This window comes from Actinomadura chokoriensis, from assembly GCF_039529475.1.
Taxonomy (GTDB): Bacteria; Actinomycetota; Actinomycetes; order Streptosporangiales; family Streptosporangiaceae; genus Spirillospora; species Spirillospora bangladeshensis.
In genome coordinates, this window is record NZ_BAAAMW010000002.1 from 268,906 (window position 1) to 284,550 (window position 15,645).

General features: G+C 70.1%; 17 protein-coding genes. 11 read left to right on the top strand and 6 right to left on the bottom strand.

Annotation, left to right across the window (positions count from 1 at the left end):
* Nucleotides 1-14 precede the first annotated feature (14 nt).
* Together ABFX46_RS05495 and ABFX46_RS05500 are read left to right on the top strand one after the other, a co-directional pair.
* Nucleotides 15-671, top strand: a complete 657-nt coding sequence (locus tag ABFX46_RS05495) for a hypothetical protein (RefSeq protein WP_346040237.1) — start codon at nt 15-17, stop codon at nt 669-671.
* A 139-nt stretch (nt 672-810) separates the two neighbouring features.
* Nucleotides 811-1,983: an alpha/beta hydrolase family protein gene (locus ABFX46_RS05500; RefSeq protein ID WP_346040238.1), complete on the top strand. Its 1,173-nt coding sequence runs from the start codon at nt 811-813 to the stop codon at nt 1,981-1,983.
* 11 nt (nt 1,984-1,994) lie between these two features.
* On the opposite strand, the gene ABFX46_RS05505 is transcribed toward ABFX46_RS05500, so the two are convergent.
* On the bottom strand, nt 1,995-2,948 hold the full coding sequence (locus ABFX46_RS05505) for a zinc-binding dehydrogenase (RefSeq protein WP_346040239.1): 954 nt from the start codon (nt 2,946-2,948) through the stop codon (nt 1,995-1,997).
* A gap of 157 nt (nt 2,949-3,105) precedes the next feature.
* Between ABFX46_RS05505 and ABFX46_RS05510 the strand changes: the two genes are divergently transcribed.
* From ABFX46_RS05510 to ABFX46_RS05520, 3 genes are read left to right on the top strand one after another with little or no spacing between them, the layout of a single operon-like run.
* Nucleotides 3,106-3,699 (top strand): hypothetical protein, encoded by a 594-nt coding sequence (locus ABFX46_RS05510; protein WP_346040240.1) that lies wholly within the window; start codon nt 3,106-3,108, stop codon nt 3,697-3,699.
* 23 nt (nt 3,700-3,722) lie between these two features.
* Nucleotides 3,723-4,499: a hypothetical protein gene (locus ABFX46_RS05515; RefSeq protein ID WP_346040241.1), complete on the top strand. Its 777-nt coding sequence runs from the start codon at nt 3,723-3,725 to the stop codon at nt 4,497-4,499.
* Nucleotides 4,500-4,528: 29 nt separating this feature from the next.
* Nucleotides 4,529-6,256, top strand: coding sequence for a serine/threonine-protein kinase (locus ABFX46_RS05520; protein WP_346040242.1), 1,728 nt, complete (start codon nt 4,529-4,531; stop codon nt 6,254-6,256).
* A gap of 238 nt (nt 6,257-6,494) precedes the next feature.
* On the opposite strand, the gene ABFX46_RS05525 is transcribed toward ABFX46_RS05520, so the two are convergent.
* Nucleotides 6,495-6,770, bottom strand: coding sequence for an ATP-binding protein (locus ABFX46_RS05525; protein ID WP_346040243.1), 276 nt, complete (start codon nt 6,768-6,770; stop codon nt 6,495-6,497).
* Between the two features lie 234 nt (nt 6,771-7,004).
* Between ABFX46_RS05525 and ABFX46_RS05530 the strand changes: the two genes are divergently transcribed.
* The 3 genes from ABFX46_RS05530 (at nt 7,005) to ABFX46_RS05540 (ending at nt 9,146) form a co-directional block, all read left to right on the top strand.
* On the top strand, nt 7,005-7,787 hold the full coding sequence (locus tag ABFX46_RS05530) for a helix-turn-helix domain-containing protein (RefSeq protein ID WP_346040244.1): 783 nt from the start codon (nt 7,005-7,007) through the stop codon (nt 7,785-7,787).
* Nucleotides 7,724-7,954, top strand: a complete 231-nt coding sequence (locus tag ABFX46_RS05535) for a DUF397 domain-containing protein (RefSeq protein ID WP_346040245.1) — start codon at nt 7,724-7,726, stop codon at nt 7,952-7,954. The genes ABFX46_RS05530 and ABFX46_RS05535 overlap by 64 nt, the downstream gene beginning before the upstream one ends.
* Nucleotides 7,955-8,342: 388 nt before the next feature.
* Complete coding sequence (locus ABFX46_RS05540) at nt 8,343-9,146, top strand: hypothetical protein (RefSeq protein ID WP_346040246.1); 804 nt, start codon at nt 8,343-8,345, stop codon at nt 9,144-9,146.
* Between the two features lies 1 nt (nt 9,147).
* On the opposite strand, the gene ABFX46_RS05545 is transcribed toward ABFX46_RS05540, so the two are convergent.
* The 3 genes from ABFX46_RS05545 to ABFX46_RS05555 all read right to left on the bottom strand — a co-directional run bounded on the left by ABFX46_RS05545 (nt 9,148) and on the right by ABFX46_RS05555 (nt 10,949).
* Complete coding sequence (locus tag ABFX46_RS05545) at nt 9,148-9,972, bottom strand: SAM-dependent methyltransferase (RefSeq protein WP_346040247.1); 825 nt, start codon at nt 9,970-9,972, stop codon at nt 9,148-9,150.
* Between the two features lie 92 nt (nt 9,973-10,064).
* Nucleotides 10,065-10,475: a RidA family protein gene (locus ABFX46_RS05550; RefSeq protein ID WP_346040248.1), complete on the bottom strand. Its 411-nt coding sequence runs from the start codon at nt 10,473-10,475 to the stop codon at nt 10,065-10,067.
* Nucleotides 10,476-10,544: 69 nt separating this feature from the next.
* Entirely contained in the window at nt 10,545-10,949 is a 405-nt protein-coding gene (locus ABFX46_RS05555) for a VOC family protein (RefSeq protein WP_346040249.1), read from the bottom strand.
* A 202-nt stretch (nt 10,950-11,151) separates the two neighbouring features.
* Between ABFX46_RS05555 and ABFX46_RS05560 the strand changes: the two genes are divergently transcribed.
* Nucleotides 11,152-12,630 carry a hypothetical protein gene (locus ABFX46_RS05560; protein WP_346040250.1) on the top strand — a complete coding sequence of 493 codons (1,479 nt, stop codon included), beginning with the start codon at nt 11,152-11,154 and terminating at the stop codon, nt 12,628-12,630.
* 68 nt (nt 12,631-12,698) lie between these two features.
* On the top strand, nt 12,699-14,594 hold the full coding sequence (locus tag ABFX46_RS05565) for an endonuclease/exonuclease/phosphatase family protein (RefSeq protein WP_346040251.1): 1,896 nt from the start codon (nt 12,699-12,701) through the stop codon (nt 14,592-14,594).
* A 115-nt stretch (nt 14,595-14,709) separates the two neighbouring features.
* Here the strand turns inward: ABFX46_RS05565 and ABFX46_RS05570 are convergent, their stop codons facing one another.
* Nucleotides 14,710-15,222 carry an MmcQ/YjbR family DNA-binding protein gene (locus tag ABFX46_RS05570; RefSeq protein ID WP_346040252.1) on the bottom strand — a complete coding sequence of 171 codons (513 nt, stop codon included), beginning with the start codon at nt 15,220-15,222 and terminating at the stop codon, nt 14,710-14,712.
* Nucleotides 15,223-15,290: 68 nt separating this feature from the next.
* On the opposite strand from ABFX46_RS05570, the gene ABFX46_RS05575 reads away from it, so the two are divergent.
* Entirely contained in the window at nt 15,291-15,641 is a 351-nt protein-coding gene (locus tag ABFX46_RS05575; RefSeq protein ID WP_346040253.1) for a CU044_2847 family protein, read from the top strand.
* The last annotated feature ends 4 nt before the right edge of the window (nt 15,642-15,645 follow it).

A 15,645-nucleotide genomic window follows, 5' to 3' on the forward strand; every position in this document is an offset into this window, starting at 1 on the left:
CCTAGGGTGGAGGCATGCTGCGGTTGTACGACCATCGGACGGGCCGGGCGGAGCCCCTGCCGGCCGGGCCGGGTCTGCGGGTCCAGGTCCTTCCGGGCGCCGGGTACCGGGCGCTGGTGGTCGCCGATCTGCTGCGGCGCGTCGTGCAGCGGTCGGGGCGCCGCGTGCGGCTGGTGAGCACTCCCCCCGCGGGCGACGACTACACGGACTACGCCGCCGCCTCGGTCGAGGTGCTCGGCGAACCGCTGGCGGACGCCGACGTCTACGTCACGGCAGGCGAGCCCGTGGACGCGCTGTGCCTGGCCGTCCCCGCCGAGACCGGCGGAAAGCCGTCGGACGCGCTGACCGCGCGGCTGGCGATGCTGGAGGTCCCGTACCGGGAGCCCGTGGAGCTGTCGGACGCGCGCCTGGCGGCCGCGGCCGAGCGGCTGGACGCCTGGCGCGGCAAGGTCGCCGAGTGGGCGACGTCCCCGGGCCGTCCCATGAGCCGGGAGTACGCGGACCGGGCGGACGCGGCCCTGGCGGACGACCTCGGCACCCCGGGCGCCCTCGCCGTCCTCGACCGGCTCGCCGCCGACCCGGACGTGCCGCCGGGCGCGAAGCTGGAGACGGTCGTCCACCTCGACATGCTGCTGGCGCTCGGGCTGGTGGCGGCGATCGGGAGCGCCTGACCGCGCGCCGGTCGAGTGGCCGTTTGTACGACGGTGAGCATCTCGCGGGCCTCCTTGATGGCACCTGTCCGGCAGGTGAACCGCACCGCGGGGTGACCCGGGCTTTCGCGGTCGCCGGGAGAAGCTAACTTCGTATGTCGTGTCGACCGAAGCCCCGGAATCACCGGCCCCGACGTCCCCCGAGCCGCCGGTCCGCGCGCGCCGCCGCCGCGCCCGCCCGCTGATGGCGGCCTTCGTCGCGCTCGCCGTGCTGCTGTGCACGGTCGTCGGAGGGGTCGGCTGGTACTTCGCGGGCGTCGCGATCGAGGTCGACCACTCCCCCGAGTACCCGCTGACCATCGCGGACACGGCGGACGGCACCGTCACGCTCCCCCGCGTGCCGGTGACGGAACGCCCCGGAACGTGGGCGCTGGTCTGGAAGGACGGGCGGGCCCTGCTCGGCCCCGTCGTCGGCGGCGACCGCGACCACGTGGTGCGGAAGGTGACGTCGGTCGTTTCGGGTTCGCTGCGGAAGGGCGCACCGGCGGCCATCGACCACTGGATGTACGACGGCGACCCCGAGAAGGCCGTGGGCCTGCCGTTCGAGGACGTCACCTATCCGTCCCGGGTGGGGCCGATGCCCGCGTGGCTGATCCCGGGGTCGTCCGATAAGGGGACGTGGGTCATCGCCGTCCATGGACGGAACGCGGACAAGGCGGAGACGTTCCGCGTCATGCGGCCCGTCCACGAGATGGGTCTGCCGATGCTGTCCATCGCCTACCGGAACGACGTGGGCGCGCCCTCGTCCGGCGACCGGAAGAACCATCTCGGCGACACGGAGTGGCAGGACGTCATCTCCGCGATGGGCTACGCGCGCGCACACGGCGCGACCGGTGTCGTCCTGTACGGATGGTCGATGGGCGGTGCGATGGTCATGACGGCCTTGCGCAAGGACCCGTCGTTCGTGCGGGGCATCGTCCTCGACTCCCCCGTCCTGGACTGGAGCGCCACCCTCGACAAGCAGGGCGAAGCCCGCAACCTGCCCGGCCTCATGACGGACGTGGCCAAGCAGGTCCTCGAATGGCGCATCGGCATCGACCTCACCGACTACGACCAGCGCCGCTTCGCGCCCCGGCTGCGTACGCCCGTCCTCCTTTTCACGACGCAGGACGACGCCACCGTTGCCAACGGCCCCGCCTACACCTTCGCCAGGACGGCGCCGCCCGGCATGGTCACGCACATCTCCACACCGGGCGACCACACCGAATCGTGGAACGTCGACCCGTCCGCCTATGAACGCAACCTGGAGTCCTTCTTGAAGAGGGTCGGCTAGCGGCCCGCCCGTCAGGCGCGGCGGACCTCAAGCAGCGTCTTACCGACGGTGGAGCGCGACTCGATGGCTCGGTGCGCGTCGGCGGCGCCTTCGAGCGGGAAGCGCTGCCCGATGACGGGCTTGAGGCGTCCGTTGGCCGCCTCGTCCAGCGCACTGATGGTGAACGCGCGGAGTTGTTCCGGCGTGGCCGTGGGCTGGACGAGCGTCACCCCGCGTTCGGCCGCCTGCTCCTCCGGGACGCTCGCCCACTCGCCGGACGCCAGCCCGAAGCTGACCATGCGCCCCTTGGGCCGGACGAGGGTGAACGCCGCGCGCGCCACATCCCCGCCGACCCCGTCGAAGACGACGTCCACCCTGCCGGCCTTCTCGGCCCAGCCGGGCTCGCGGTAGTCGACCGCCTCGTCCGCGCCGAGGCGCATCGGGACCTCGGTCTTGCGCGCGCCCCCGGCCGCCGCGACGACCGTCGTCCCGCGGGCCTTCGCCAACTGCACGAGGAGCGTCCCGACCCCGCCGGCCGCCGCCTCCACCAGCACCCGCTCCCCCGGACGCGGGTCGGCCGCGCTCAGCATCATCGTCGCCGTCCTGCCGTCGGCGAGGAGCGCGACCGCGTCGTCGAGCGCCAGGCCGTCAGGGACGTCGAACAGCCCCTTCGCGTCAACGGCCGCCTTCTCCGCGTAGGCGCCCGTACCGCCGGTGCTGCTGACGACCCGCCGCCCGACCAGGCGTTCGTCCACACCGGTCCCGACCGCCGCCACCACACCGCCGACCCCGTTGCCGGGGATGACCGGCGGCTCCAGCCTCACCGGCGCCGGTCCCGTCCCCGCCCGCATCTGCGTCTCGACGAACGTGATGTTGACGAACTCGACCCCGATCAGCACCTGCCCCTCACCCGGAACCGGATCCGGCGCCTCCCCCGGGACGAGCACCTCCGGCCCACCGAACTCCTTCAGCCACACCGCGCGCATGTGAACCCCTCCGATCAGCGGCAGCTCCTCCAGACTGCTACCTCAAGCAAGGTCGAGGTCAACTCGTTCGCAACGAATCTCTTTTCTCGCCCCACGAGGCTCTGTAAGCTTTCGCGCGAGTTCTGCCCCCGTTGTCGGCTGCCGCTCAAGGAAGACGATGCGCGCCCGGTTGGTACGTTCCTCCCCGCTCGGGTCGCCCCGCGCCGCCTCCGTGCTCGTCGCGGCGGCCGCCCTGTGCGCGGTCGCGGGCTGCGGCTCGTCCGGCTCGTCCTCGAACGGCGAGTTCGCCCCGAACGGCTCCTTCGACACCGGCGCCGCCCCCGCCCCGGCCGCCATCGCCCCCTCGGCGATCCCGACGGCGGAGCTTTACAAGACCGTCCTCGATCGGTACCGCGCCTACCAGGACGCCTACAAGAAGGCCTACGAGACCAACGACCCGTCCGGCCTGACCGACGTCGCCATGGACCCCCTCCTCACCGTGGTCACCGGCGACGTGGAGGCCACCAAGGCCAAGGGTGTGGTCTGGCGTTTCGCGAACACGTTCAACCCTCGCGTCTACGCCCGCTCCAAGGACAGCACGAAGGTCTACGTCATCGACTGCGTCCGCACCCTCGTCGCCTACCGCTTCTCCGCCAAGACCGGCAAGCAGCTGGAGAAGCTGTCCGGCGGGGCTTTCGTGTACCGAGCCACCGTCCAGTACGACTCAGGCACCTGGAAGGTCGCCGCCAACGTCCGGGACCGGCAATGCTGACGGTCCGCAGGGAAGGACATGTGATGTCTCCCCACATCCCCGGCAGGCGCCGGACCGTCACCGCTGCGGTCATGGCGACGGCACTGATCACGCCGCTACTGGTCGCCGCCCCCGCCATGGCGGAGGGCTGCGGGGTCGTTTCCGGCCAGCCGAGGGACCACGCGAACTGCAATGTGGTCACCCATAAGCCGGGCACCGGAGGCGGTGGCGGTGGCGGCGGCACCGGCGGCGGGAACAGCGGTCCCACGCTGCCTCCTCCACCGGAGGGGCTCACTCCGGACGAGGCACAAGGCGTCATCCAAGTCCCGGGCACGACCGCTCCCGCCCCAGCGCCGATCACTACGGCCGACCTGCTCGCCATGGCCAGGGCCTCAGCAGTGTTCCCCAGGATCGTTGTCAGTACGACCCCGAAGGACAAGACTTACGTCGGGCTTCGAACGTCCCTGCGGGTCCAGGGTTTCAAGGACGTGAACACCATCCCGATCGGTCCGCTCGATCAAAGGGTGAGGCTGACCGCCAAGCCCAAGTCCGTGAAATTGAACCTGGGCGAGACGAGGGACTTTCCCTGCGATGACGCCGGCAGTGAGGACGTGCCGACCTGCGACTACACCTTCAAGAAGTCGTCCGCCTCGGAGGCCGGTGGCGTGTACCAGATCAGTGCCACCATCACATGGGAAGTTTCCTGGTCGTGCGGGGGCGATAATTGCGACTCCGCCGGGGCTCAACTACCGGACCATTCCATAACATCGGGGAACACTCCCCTCACCGTCGGCGAGATCCAGACCAACACGGGCCAGTGATCTCGGGCGAGCACCGGCTCCCGGGATTCATGGAACTCGCGGAACTGGGAACGGGAGCCCAGGGCGAGGTCGTGCTCGCTCGGCACGAGTCGGGCGGCGGACCGGTAGCGATCAAGTACCTCGCCGCCGGCCTTCTCGGTGATACGGCCGCGAGGAGCGTCTTCCGCGAAGAGGCGCAGATGCTCAAGCGGGTGAACAACCCGCATGTGGCGCGATTACTCGATTACCTGGAGTCGCCGTGGGGCGCGGCGATCATCCTGGAGGCGGTGCCCGGCCGTGCCCTGCGGAAGGTACTGGACGAACTCGAAGGGGCGCTGGCGCCCGAGGCGGCCTTGTCGATCCTCAAAGGCTCACTGCTCGGCTTGGCGGCGGCACACTCCGTGGGCGTCGTCCACCGGGACTACAAGCCCGGGAACGTCCTCGTCCAGGACAACGGGCAGAGCAAACTCATCGACTTCGGCATCGCCGTCCTCACCGGGCAGGGCGGCCGGGCCGGAACACCTGCGTACATGTCCCCCGAGCAGTGGACGGGCGGACCCGCCACTCCGGCGACCGACCTTTACGCGGCGACATGCGTATTCGTCGAATGCGTCACGGGCGAGAAGCCCTTCACTGGAACGACTCTCGCCGAACTGAAGACCGCGCACGAGGAGGGCCTCACATCGTTCGAGAGCGTCCCCGAGCCGTTGCGTCCTCTCGTCCGACGGGGCTTGGCGAAAAGACCGAGTGATCGGGTCTCGAACGCGTACGAGTTCGTCAGCGAGCTGGAATCGGTCGCCGCACGGGCATACGGGCCCGACTGGGAACGGCGGGGCTTCCTCGCACTCGGCGCGGTCGCCGCGACCGTCGTGACGGCCGCCCCACTGGCCATGCTCGGCGGAGCCCTCCTGGCCCCCGGGGCGTCGGCGACCGGCGCCGCAGCGTCCACGGCGGTGGGCCACGTCGCCACCGGCCTCGCGCAGAGCGCCACCTCGGTGGACGTGCTGGCGAAGACCGGCGCCTCCGCGTCCAAGGGCTTCCTGGGCAAGATCGGCGGGGCGAAGGGCGCCGCGGCGATCGGGGTCGCGGGCGTGGGCGGTGTGATCGCGGCATGGCTGCTCTGGCCCGGCCCGAGTGTGGGCGGGACGAGCCGCGCCGGAGTCCACGCGTACTTCACCAAGCCGGGTGTGCTCCTCGGGCAGGCTTACCTGCCCGCCTCCGAGACCCCGTACATCGACTTCACGTACTCGCTCACCCCGGCCAGGGCCAAAACCGGCACCGAGGTGCGCCTCGTCGAGGAGTTCCGAGGACGCACTCCCGGAGGTCTCTACTACACCCCGAGCGGTGAACGTCAATGCTCAGGGCCCGACCCAAAGCCGCCGAAGACCCATGGGTACGATTGGGCGATCGGACTCGGCCAGGACCAACTCGATGTCCAAAGCTCGGACTACATGGGCTTTTACCGCATCCCACCGGCCAAGCGGAGCGACATCCCTCAGACGACAACGGATGCCATCATTCTCCCCGTCCGCAGTGACACGGTCGGTGAACAGCAGCCGTTCATCCAGGCGGAATGCGCCAATATCAGCCGATGGACGACCACGTCCAGGATCGTTCTTCCAGAGCACGACCTCCTGCCCCCGGGCAAATATCTGGTGACACCCCATGTGCCGATGAAGGTGACCAGAACGCTACGGAGCAACGAGGCGATCCCTCCGGAGTCAGCGGGAGCGCGGATCGACGGAACCTTGCCCGTGATCGAGGTACTGAACGACTGACGCGCTGCCCAGCCCCTGCCGATCACGGCCGACGGCTGGCCTCACAGCGCGCGCACTCGCACGCGGCGCACTGTGAGTTCGTCCGGGAACGGGGTTTCACCGTTTATCGCCGCTTCCAGCAGGTCTGGTGACGAAGCCGTGATGAGACGTCGCCCAGCCGCCCGCCACATGCCGCGGTGCACCCAGACGGCCCACCCTGGAAAGCGGCCCCGCAGAGCGGCCAGCAGTTCAGCTTCCTTCACGCGGGGCCCTCGGGCAGGAGTGCCCAGACGGCCTTGCCGCCGCCTCCGAGCGGCTGGGCGCCCCACTCCTTGACGAGCGCGCCCAGCATCGCGAGCCCGCGACCGTCCTCGCTCAGCAGTTCCGCCGAGCCCGCGACCGGCAGGACGTCGGAGGAGTCGAAGACCTCCACGACCGTCCCCTTGTCCGCCTGAACGAGCCGCACCCGCGTCGTGGTGCTACCGGTGTGCCGCAGGACGTTCGTCACCAACTCCGACACCACGACCTTCGCCACGTAGCGTCCTGCCCCCACCTCTCCAGGACGTCCCCGACCCAGTCCCTAGCCACCTTGACCGACTCGCCCCGAACCGGGACAACGATCTCCGCGGGCTCCTGCATGAACGATCACCTCCGAGTTCCGTGACTCACCGCACAGAATCCACTCCGAGGCGTAGTGTCACTATGGAACAGCGCCAGCACACGCAGAGCACAGTCAGATGGTGCGAGCGGGTTTCAAGGAGGTGTGCACGTGGCTGCACGCAGGCCGACGCGTCAGACGATCTCCTTCGGCCAGGAAGTGTCCCGACTACGCCACGAGGCCGGTCTATCGAGGCTCGAACTGGCCAAACGCGCCGCTGTGAGCCGCAGCTACATCGCCCAGGTGGAGAACGGGACAACCCGCTGCAGGAGAGACTTCGCCATCCGACTGGACGACGCCCTGGGCACCGGCACCGCCCTCACCGACGCATGGGACCGCATCGTCAAGCCCTCCGCGCACCCCAAGTTCTTCGCCGATTACTCGGAGGCCGAGTCGACCGCAGACCTGGTGCGGATGTACGGGGAGACGTTCGTCGTCGGGCTGTTCCAGACAGAGGATTATGCTCGGGTTCTACTGCCCACTCAACAAGCGCTCGAAGGGCGGCTCAAGCGACAGCAGATCTTGACGCGTGAGGCGCCCCCGAGGATCGTGGTGGTTCTGGCGGAAGTCGTCCTGGCCAAGCAAGTCGGCACTCCTGAAGTGATGTACCGCCAATGCGAGCACCTCCTGCAGGTCTCCCAGCTGGAGCACGTCACTCTCCAGATTGCCCCAACGGCGTACTACCGAGGTGTCTCGGGAACTTTCAGCATCGCCACCCAGCCGACCGGAGAGGAGTTGCTCTACCAGGAGGTGTCGACCGGAGGCCTCACATCCCAAGAAGCCAGCGATATCTTGCACTGCGTCAGCGCGTTCGCAGAGATGCAGGCGCGATGTCTGAGCGTCAGCGACTCCCGCGACTTCATTCGAAAGGCGATGAACCGGTGGACAACGTGACTTGGCGCAAGGCTCGGCGAAGCAACGACCAAGGCGGTGAGTGCGTGGAGGTCGCTGCCCTGACCGAGGGCGTCGGCGTGCGGGACTCCAAGGACCCGGACGGGCCCAAAATCCTCCTCGACCCCACCGCATTCCGCGCACTCTTGACCGACCTCAAGCAGCACTAGCCTTCCCCGCGGCCGCAGAGCCTCGCCCAGATGGGCGGGGCTCTGCCGCGTCTCAGCGGTTCGGCCTGAGTGTTAGTGGGCGGCAACGGTTAGGGCGACTCTGTACACGGGGAATGTGGTGGTGCCGATTCGACCGACCGGACCGTCCCGTTCGGGCGGGGGTGGCGGCGCGGATCAGGGCCGGGGCGGAGGAGCCGACGCGGGGCGGCGGCCGGCGCTCTTCGGTGGTGTGGTTGTGCGGTGGCACTGAGGCGCGGCAAGAGTACAGTTGGAGGCCGGTTTCCGGGGACTGGTCGCACCTGCCTGACTGTGACTTGCCCATGCCCTCGGGACCGGTCGGCGCGTTCGGGGGCGCATCCCCGTGTATGCCGCAGGCTGGGAGTGGAACATGGTCAGCATCAAAGGCAGTTTCGAATATTCTGACGGGCTGACTCCCGGGCAATCGAAAGACGGCGGCCTCCATCAGAATCTCTACGATGAGCAGGGGAAGCTCGTCGGCCACGGTGCGTTCTTCCCCGACGACGAGGATGGCGACGACTGGTCGACCAGTCCACTTTTCTGCGATCATGATCATGAGTGTGCGTCGTGCGCAAAACGCAAAGAAGAGGAACTCGCGGAAGCCCAGACGCTGCTCGCCGCCCTGGTCATTCTGGGCACCCTCAAGGCGGTGGAGAAGGCTGCGCCGCACCTCAAGAGATGGTGGAGGAATCAGGCGCTTCCGTTCATCAGGTCGACACGGAAGAAGCTCACCAGGGCCCGCGGGGCCGACGGTGAGGCCGCCGACGGCGAGGTGGACGACCTGATCGAGTGTGTGCCTTCGATGCTGGTCGACGCCCCTCCGGAGACCTCTTCGGAGTCCTCGCGGGAGGTGATCACCGCGCTCGAGGAGTACCGGGCCGGCATGAGCAGCGCGGAGGCGAGGGAGCGCTTCGTCGCGGCGCTGATGGCCAAACTGCTCAGCGAGAAGGCCCGGCTCTTCAGTGAAGAGCAGATGGCGGTGGTGCTCAATGCCCGGATCGACGACGCCGAGTTGAAGAGCGCATTGGAGGCGGTCACGCCCGAGCAGGTCGCGGACAGCGTCAAACTGATGCTCGAGACGAATCCGTCCTTGCTCGATGAACTCGGGGAGATCACCAAGATGGGGCGGAATGGGCCGCTACGTTTGAACGGCGGCAATTTCCGCCGGGGGTGAGTCAGGTGGGTTTGTGGGCCAGTCCGGCCCAGAGGACGGCGGGGGTGGACGCCTCGGCGGCGGAGCGGGGGCGCCAGGTGGGGACCTCTACGACGCCGGGGGCGACCAGGTCGAGGCCGTGGAAGAGGGCGGTGAACTGCTCGCGGTCGCGCAGGGTCACCTTTTCCGCTGAGTTCTTGTTCATGGCCTGCGCGAAGGCGGCCATTTCCTCGGGGAGGATGTCCTTCGCCGTGTGGGACACCACCAGGTGGCTGCCCGGCGGCACGGCGTCCATCAGGGTTCGCACGATCTGAGACGGGTCCGACTCGTCGGGGATGAAGTGCAGGACGGCGATGAGCATGACCGCAACGGGCTGCGTGAAGTCGAGCGTGCGGGCGGCCTCTTGGAGGATCTTGGCGGGGTCGCGCAGGTCGGCGTCGATGTAGTCGGTCGCGCCCGGTGCGGTGCTCTGCAGCAGCGCCTCGGCATGGGCGAGCACGATCGGGTCGTTGTCGACGTAGGCGATGCGGCATTCGGGTGCGAGTGCTTGGGCCACCTGGTGGGTGTTGTCGGCCGCCGGCAGGCCGGTTCCGATGTCCAGGAACTGGCGGATCCCGGCCTCGGCGACCAGGTACTCCACCGCCCGCGCCAGGAACGCGCGGTTGGCCCGCACGGATTCGACCGTGGACGGGAACGCCTTCAGGCCGGCCTCGGCCGCGGCCCGGTCGACCGCGAAGTTGTTCTCACCGCCCAGCCAGGCGTCATAGACCCTGGCGGGATGGGGGATGCTCGTGTTGATCCGGGAGAGGGTGTCCTGACCTGATTCTTCTGGCAGATCTGATGCCACGAACGTCTCCTCAGCACCGCCATTGGCATTGCGCCGTCCAGCATAGGGCTGCCGCGCCTTTTCGAGGCCGGATCGCCTTTCTTGCCGACGTGTTAGTCGGGGAGCGCGACGGTGAGGTCCACCTCGACCAGTTGGTCCGGGAAACCGAGCTGCGCGACGCCCAGAAGGGTGCTGGCGGACGTGAACGCCGGGCCGAGGGCGGAGGCGGTGAGGCGGCTCCAGGCGGTGCTGAGGTCCTCTCTCACGTCGCTCCGCACGTAGATCACCGAGCGCACCACGTGCTGCGGCTCGGCGTTCACCGCCGCCAGGGCGGCGAGCGCGTTCGCGACGATCTGGTCGACCTGCGCCTCGATGGATCCGGTGCCGACGAGGGTGCCGCTCGGGTCGAGCGGGCACTGTCCTGCGAGGTAAGCCGTCCGACCGGTCTCGACGACGGTGATGTGGTGGTAACCGGGCGTCTCGTGCAGGGTCTCGGGGTTCATGCGGGTGATCTTGGCTGCCATGGCCGCAAGTCTGGACAGGAGGCGACGGGCGGTGCATCCCATTTTCCGCGTGGGAGCCGGGCCGGGTGCTCAGGCCATGTCGGCGGCCGTCATGCCGGGTGGGTGGCCGGGAGGCCACTGGACGAGTTCGATCTTGTAGCCGTCCGGGTCGGTCAGCCAGGACGTGCGCATCCCCGGGGCCGGGGCCGCCGGCGGCTCGGCCGGGACGCCCTCGGCGGCGAGGTCGGCGATCGTGGCGTCCAGGTCGTCGACCTGGACGACGAGGTGGTTGACGGCGCCGGTGTCCGTGACCGGTCTCGCGGGGTCGTGGACGAGTTCGAGGCTGACGAACGGGTCATCGGGCAGCTTGAGCATGGTCAGGCTGCCGAACTGGGTCTCGGGGACACTGCCGAGCCGGGTGAATCCGAGTGCGGTGTAGAAGGCGAGCGAGCGCTCCAGGTCGCTGACCCGGAGCCCGAGGTGCAGCATGCGCATGGCCCGGCAGCCTAGTGCCACCCGTGCGAACCCGGGGCGGGCCCCGGACGTCGGAGGAGGGTGACAAGTGCGCTGGTAGGATCTCGGACGATGCGTGGGCGGTAGCGGTGACGCAGCCTGGTGGCCCGCCCCGGCGTGATACGGCCGACATTCACTCGGCGCGGGATTCCGTCCGCCCGCACGTCCACAGTTAGGTTCCCCGGTGCTGCTCTCCCCTCTGGCCGATCGTCGTCCTAAGGCCGGTGCGTTGCTGGCCGCCGCCAGGGGCAACTGGTTGTTCGCCGTGGTGCTGCTCGCGGGTGTCGTGCTGCGGGTCGTCACCATGCTCGGTTTCCGGGGCGTGCTGTGGTTCAACGACAGTTACGACTTCCTGCGGATCGCCGACGATCCGTTCCCGCATCCGCTGCGGCCGTCCGGTTACGGGCTGTTCCTGTGGGCGTTGAAACCGTTCCACAGCTTGGCGCTGGTGACGCTGGTGCAGCATGCGGCGATCGTCGGGCTGGCGGTGGTCGGCTACCGGATGCTCGTCCGCGACTTCGAGGTGCGGCGGACGTGGGCGGCGCTGGCCGTCACGCCGATCCTGCTGGACTCGTACCAGATCGAACTGGAGCATCTGCTCCTGTCGGACACCTTGTTCACCGTGCTCATCTTCGGGGCGCTGCTGGTGCTGGCCAAGCCGGGGGCGGCCGGGTGGCGGCGCGCGGCGGTGGTGGGCGCGCTGCTCGGGATCGCGGCCGTCACCCGGACGGTCGGCGTGCCGCTGTTCTTGATCGTCGTCCTGTACCTGCTGGTGCGGCGGACGAGGTGGCCCGCCTATGCGGCGCTCGCGGTGACGTTCCTGCTGCCGGTGGGCGCGTACGCGACGTGGTTCCAGCAGGAGCACGGCCGGTTCGGGATGACCGGGGTGGACGGCATCTTCCTGTGGGGGCGGACGGCCGCGTTCGCCGACTGCGACGCGCACACGCCGCCCCCCGACCTGGCGAGCCTGTGCCCGTACGGGGCGAAGGGGAACCGGCCCGCGTCGTCCCACCAGATCTGGGAGGCCAATTCGCCGACCGGGTGGTCCAACGGGCGGGCGTTCGACGCGGAGACCAACGCGCGGGCGCAGCGGTTCGCGCTGTGGGCGATCCGGAACCAGCCGCTCGACTACGCGCGGGTCGTCTCGTACGACTTCTTCGTCCGGACGTTCTCCTGGCACCGGTCGCAGTACCCGACGGTCGGGACGGAGGCCAGGTACCACTTCCCGACGAAGCCGACCGCGCGCAAGCCCGACCTGCCGGTGCTCGGCGGCGGTGACCGCCGGACGGTCGTGTACGAGTACTCGCACGGCACCGGGCGCACGCACATCGTCGACCCGTACGCCGGTGTGATGCGCGGCTACCAGGAGCGCGTGAGCGTGCCCGGGACGGTGCTCGGGGTCGTCCTGCTCATCGGCGCGGCCGGGATCGTGTGGCGGCGGGCGCGCGCGCGGACCGCGCTCTTCTGGACGTCCGCGGTCGCTCTGCTGGCCATCCCGCCCATCACGGTCGATTTCGACTACCGCTACATGCTGCCCGCGCTGCCGTTCGCGTGTTTCGCCGCGGCGATGGCCTGGGGCCGCCGTGCCCCGGAGGCCGGTCCCGGACCGGAGCCGGAGCCGGCCGGGGAGGCGGAGCGGGCGGTGGAACCGGCCGACGCCTGATCCCCGCCTCTTGCGTCCGCACCCGCCATACGTGAGACTTCCTCACATTCTTGGGCGGGAGGGCGCAGATGATGTCGCGTATCCGGTGGGACGTCCTGCTGGGCGTCGTCGTGCTGGCGGACGTGCTGCACGTCTTCCTGCCGTCGCTGATCACGCTGGTCGGCAAGGCGGGCGAGACACCGGCCGAGGTCATGGGCGCGTACGCGCTGGTGTGGTTCGCGGCCGCGTTCCTGACCGTCCCGCTGGCCCGTTTCGTTCCGGGTTCGTGGCTCGTCACCGGGGGCGGGGGCCTGCTGGTCGCCGCCCGGCTGGTGCTGCAGGGCACGGACGGCGGTGACGCCCAGCTCTACGCGGCCAGCGCGGGCCTGCTCGGCGGGCTGGTGTGGCTGACCGCGACCGCGATGACCGTCCGGGACGCGGCGCCGGTCATGACGGGCTTCGCGGGCGGGCTCGCGGCGGCGACGGCGCTGCACGCGGCGATCGAGGGCATCGACCTGGTGTGGCGGGCGGGCGTCGTGCCCTGGCTGCCGCTCGCCGTCTACCTGGCCCTGTTCGCCTTCGCACTGACCCGGCGGCCGTCCGGCGGCGGCCCGGAAGCACCCGCCGAGCCAGAAGCGCCCGGCGCCGCGGAAGCACCGGGCGCGCCCCGGATCTGGCTGGCCGCGGGGCCCGCGTTCCTTCTGTGGGGCATCTACACCGGCAACGCGGCGCACGCCCAGGCCAGCGCGGGATGGTCCGGGGGCGTCGCGGCGGCGGTCGTCGTGGGCGCGGCCGTCCTGTCGGTGGCGGTCGCGGCCCGTCCCCGGTTCTGGACGCGGCATCCCCTCGTTCCGGCGGCCGGGCTCGTCCTGTCGGCGGTCGGCTTCGCCGCCGGGCGGGCCACGGTGGACGGCGTCCACGGCGTCTCCCCCGGCTGGACGGTCGGCGCCCAGGTGCTCGGGCAGTTCGCGCTCGCGGGTTGCCTCGGGTGGGCCGCGTCCGTCCCCGGCCCCGACCGGCCCGGCAGGCGCGGGACGGCGATGGCGGGCGGCTGGCTGCTCTTCGTCGTGCTGATGTTCGCCTACTACTCCGCCTACGACCTCGGCACGCCGAACCGCTGGGTGCCGGTCGCGACGGCGTTCGGGGTCGCCCTGCTGGCCGTCCGCGCCCCGGCGCCGCGGCGTGAGAACGGCCTGGAGGTCTGGGCGGCGGGCGCGGCGGCCGCCGCCGTGCTGGCGGTCGCGGCCGCCCCGCTGTGGCGCGACACCGGGCCGAGTTGGCGGCCGGTCGACGACGGCGGCCTGCGCATCGCCGCCTACAACGTGCGGATGGGCTACGGCCTGGACGGGACGATGACCGTCACCCGGCAGGCGGATGTCCTGCGCGCCATGCGCCCGCACGTGGTCGTCCTCGGCGAGGTCGACCGGGCGTGGCTGCTGAACGGGGGCCGCGACTCGCTGCGGCTGCTCTCCGAACGGCTGGGGATGCGCGCGGTCTGGGCCCCTGCCGGGGACGAGGTGTGGGGCGACGCGCTGCTCACCGATCTGCCGGTCACGTCCGTCCGGAACACGCCGCTGGTGAAGGGCGGGCCGACCGGCGCGCAGGCGCTCTCGGTCGGGCTGCGCTGGCGGGGACGCGACATCACGGTGATCGCCACCCACACGCAGCCGCCGTCGGACTGGTCGGACCTCGGGCAGGCCGAGCAGCTCGCCGGCCTCGTCCGCGACGCCGGGAAGGACGGCCGCCAGGTCGTCCTCGCCGGTGACCTCAACCTGGAGCCGGGCAGCCGGCCGTGGCACACGCTGATCGGCGCGGGGCTGACCGACGCGCTGGCGTCGTCCCGTCCGTTCGCGACGCCGGTGACGGGGTCGGCGCCGATCGACCACATCCTGGTCACGCCCGGCCTCGCGGGGCACGACGCGACGAACGAGGACGCCTCCTGCTCCGACCACCCCGCGATCGCCGTGACGCTCACCGCCGGATGAGTACATGATCTACACCGCCCGGGACGGGCCCGGCACCCGGGCCGTTCCCCGGCGCGACCGCGACCGTGCGGCGCTGCTTCCAGATGCGGTTCTCGACGACGACCGAATGGCACGACTACGAGACCCGCCTGGTGGATTGCCCGCCGGGGAGGCCCCTGGATTTCGGGCCGTGGCCGAAGACGCCGGAGATTCCGTCCGAGAAACTGGAGAAGGCGCTGCCGCGCGTCCCGGCCGGGGGCAGGGCGGACGAGGCGAAGGTCCGGGCCGCGGTCGCGTCACTACTAAGGTCGCCGAGACGGGCGGCGGCGACCTTCTTCGGAACGACCATCCGCCACGCCTCGATGACCAGTTCCCGCATTTCGGGCTCGTCGAGCGCGGACGTCCACGCGTGCACCCAGTTGAAGCGCAGATCGGATTCACGGGGAAGGTGGAACTTCTCCGGCTCGGAGGCCACCAGCGCCTCGCGCTCCTCCTTCGGGAACGCGAAGCCCATCACGGTCTCGTCCCGCGAGAAGGCGACATAGACGATGGACCCGACCCGGAACTTCACCTGGTCCCTGATGAGATGCTCCGACGTGCGCGGCAGCGTCCTCGCGAGCGCCCGCACCTGCTCAACCGTGATCACCATGTCCTCCTGTGGCCGCTCTCCCCCGAGCAAACCATTCCCCATCGCATGATCTTGATAGGTTTGCCCGCGTGAACGAACTGGTCCGCTGGCAGACCGAGCACGGCACCATCGTCGTGGAGAGCGACGATCGGGAACCGGGATTCCAGTCGGTGTCCCGCACCGGGGAGATCTTCCGCGAGGCCGCCGGCAAGTTCGAGGACGCCTTCGACAACGTCCGGGAGGCGGCCCAGTCGGCGCTCGCGGCGCTGCGCGGCGGCGACCTGAACCCCGACGCGGTCGAGCTGGAGTTCGGCGTCAAGCTCAACGCGGCGGCCGGGGCCGTCATCGCGAAGACTTCCGTCGAGGGACAACTCAAGGTCAAGATGACATGGGGGCGGCCGAGCGCGGGAGCCGGGACCGGAGCCGCGGAGGAGGCGTAGCGGG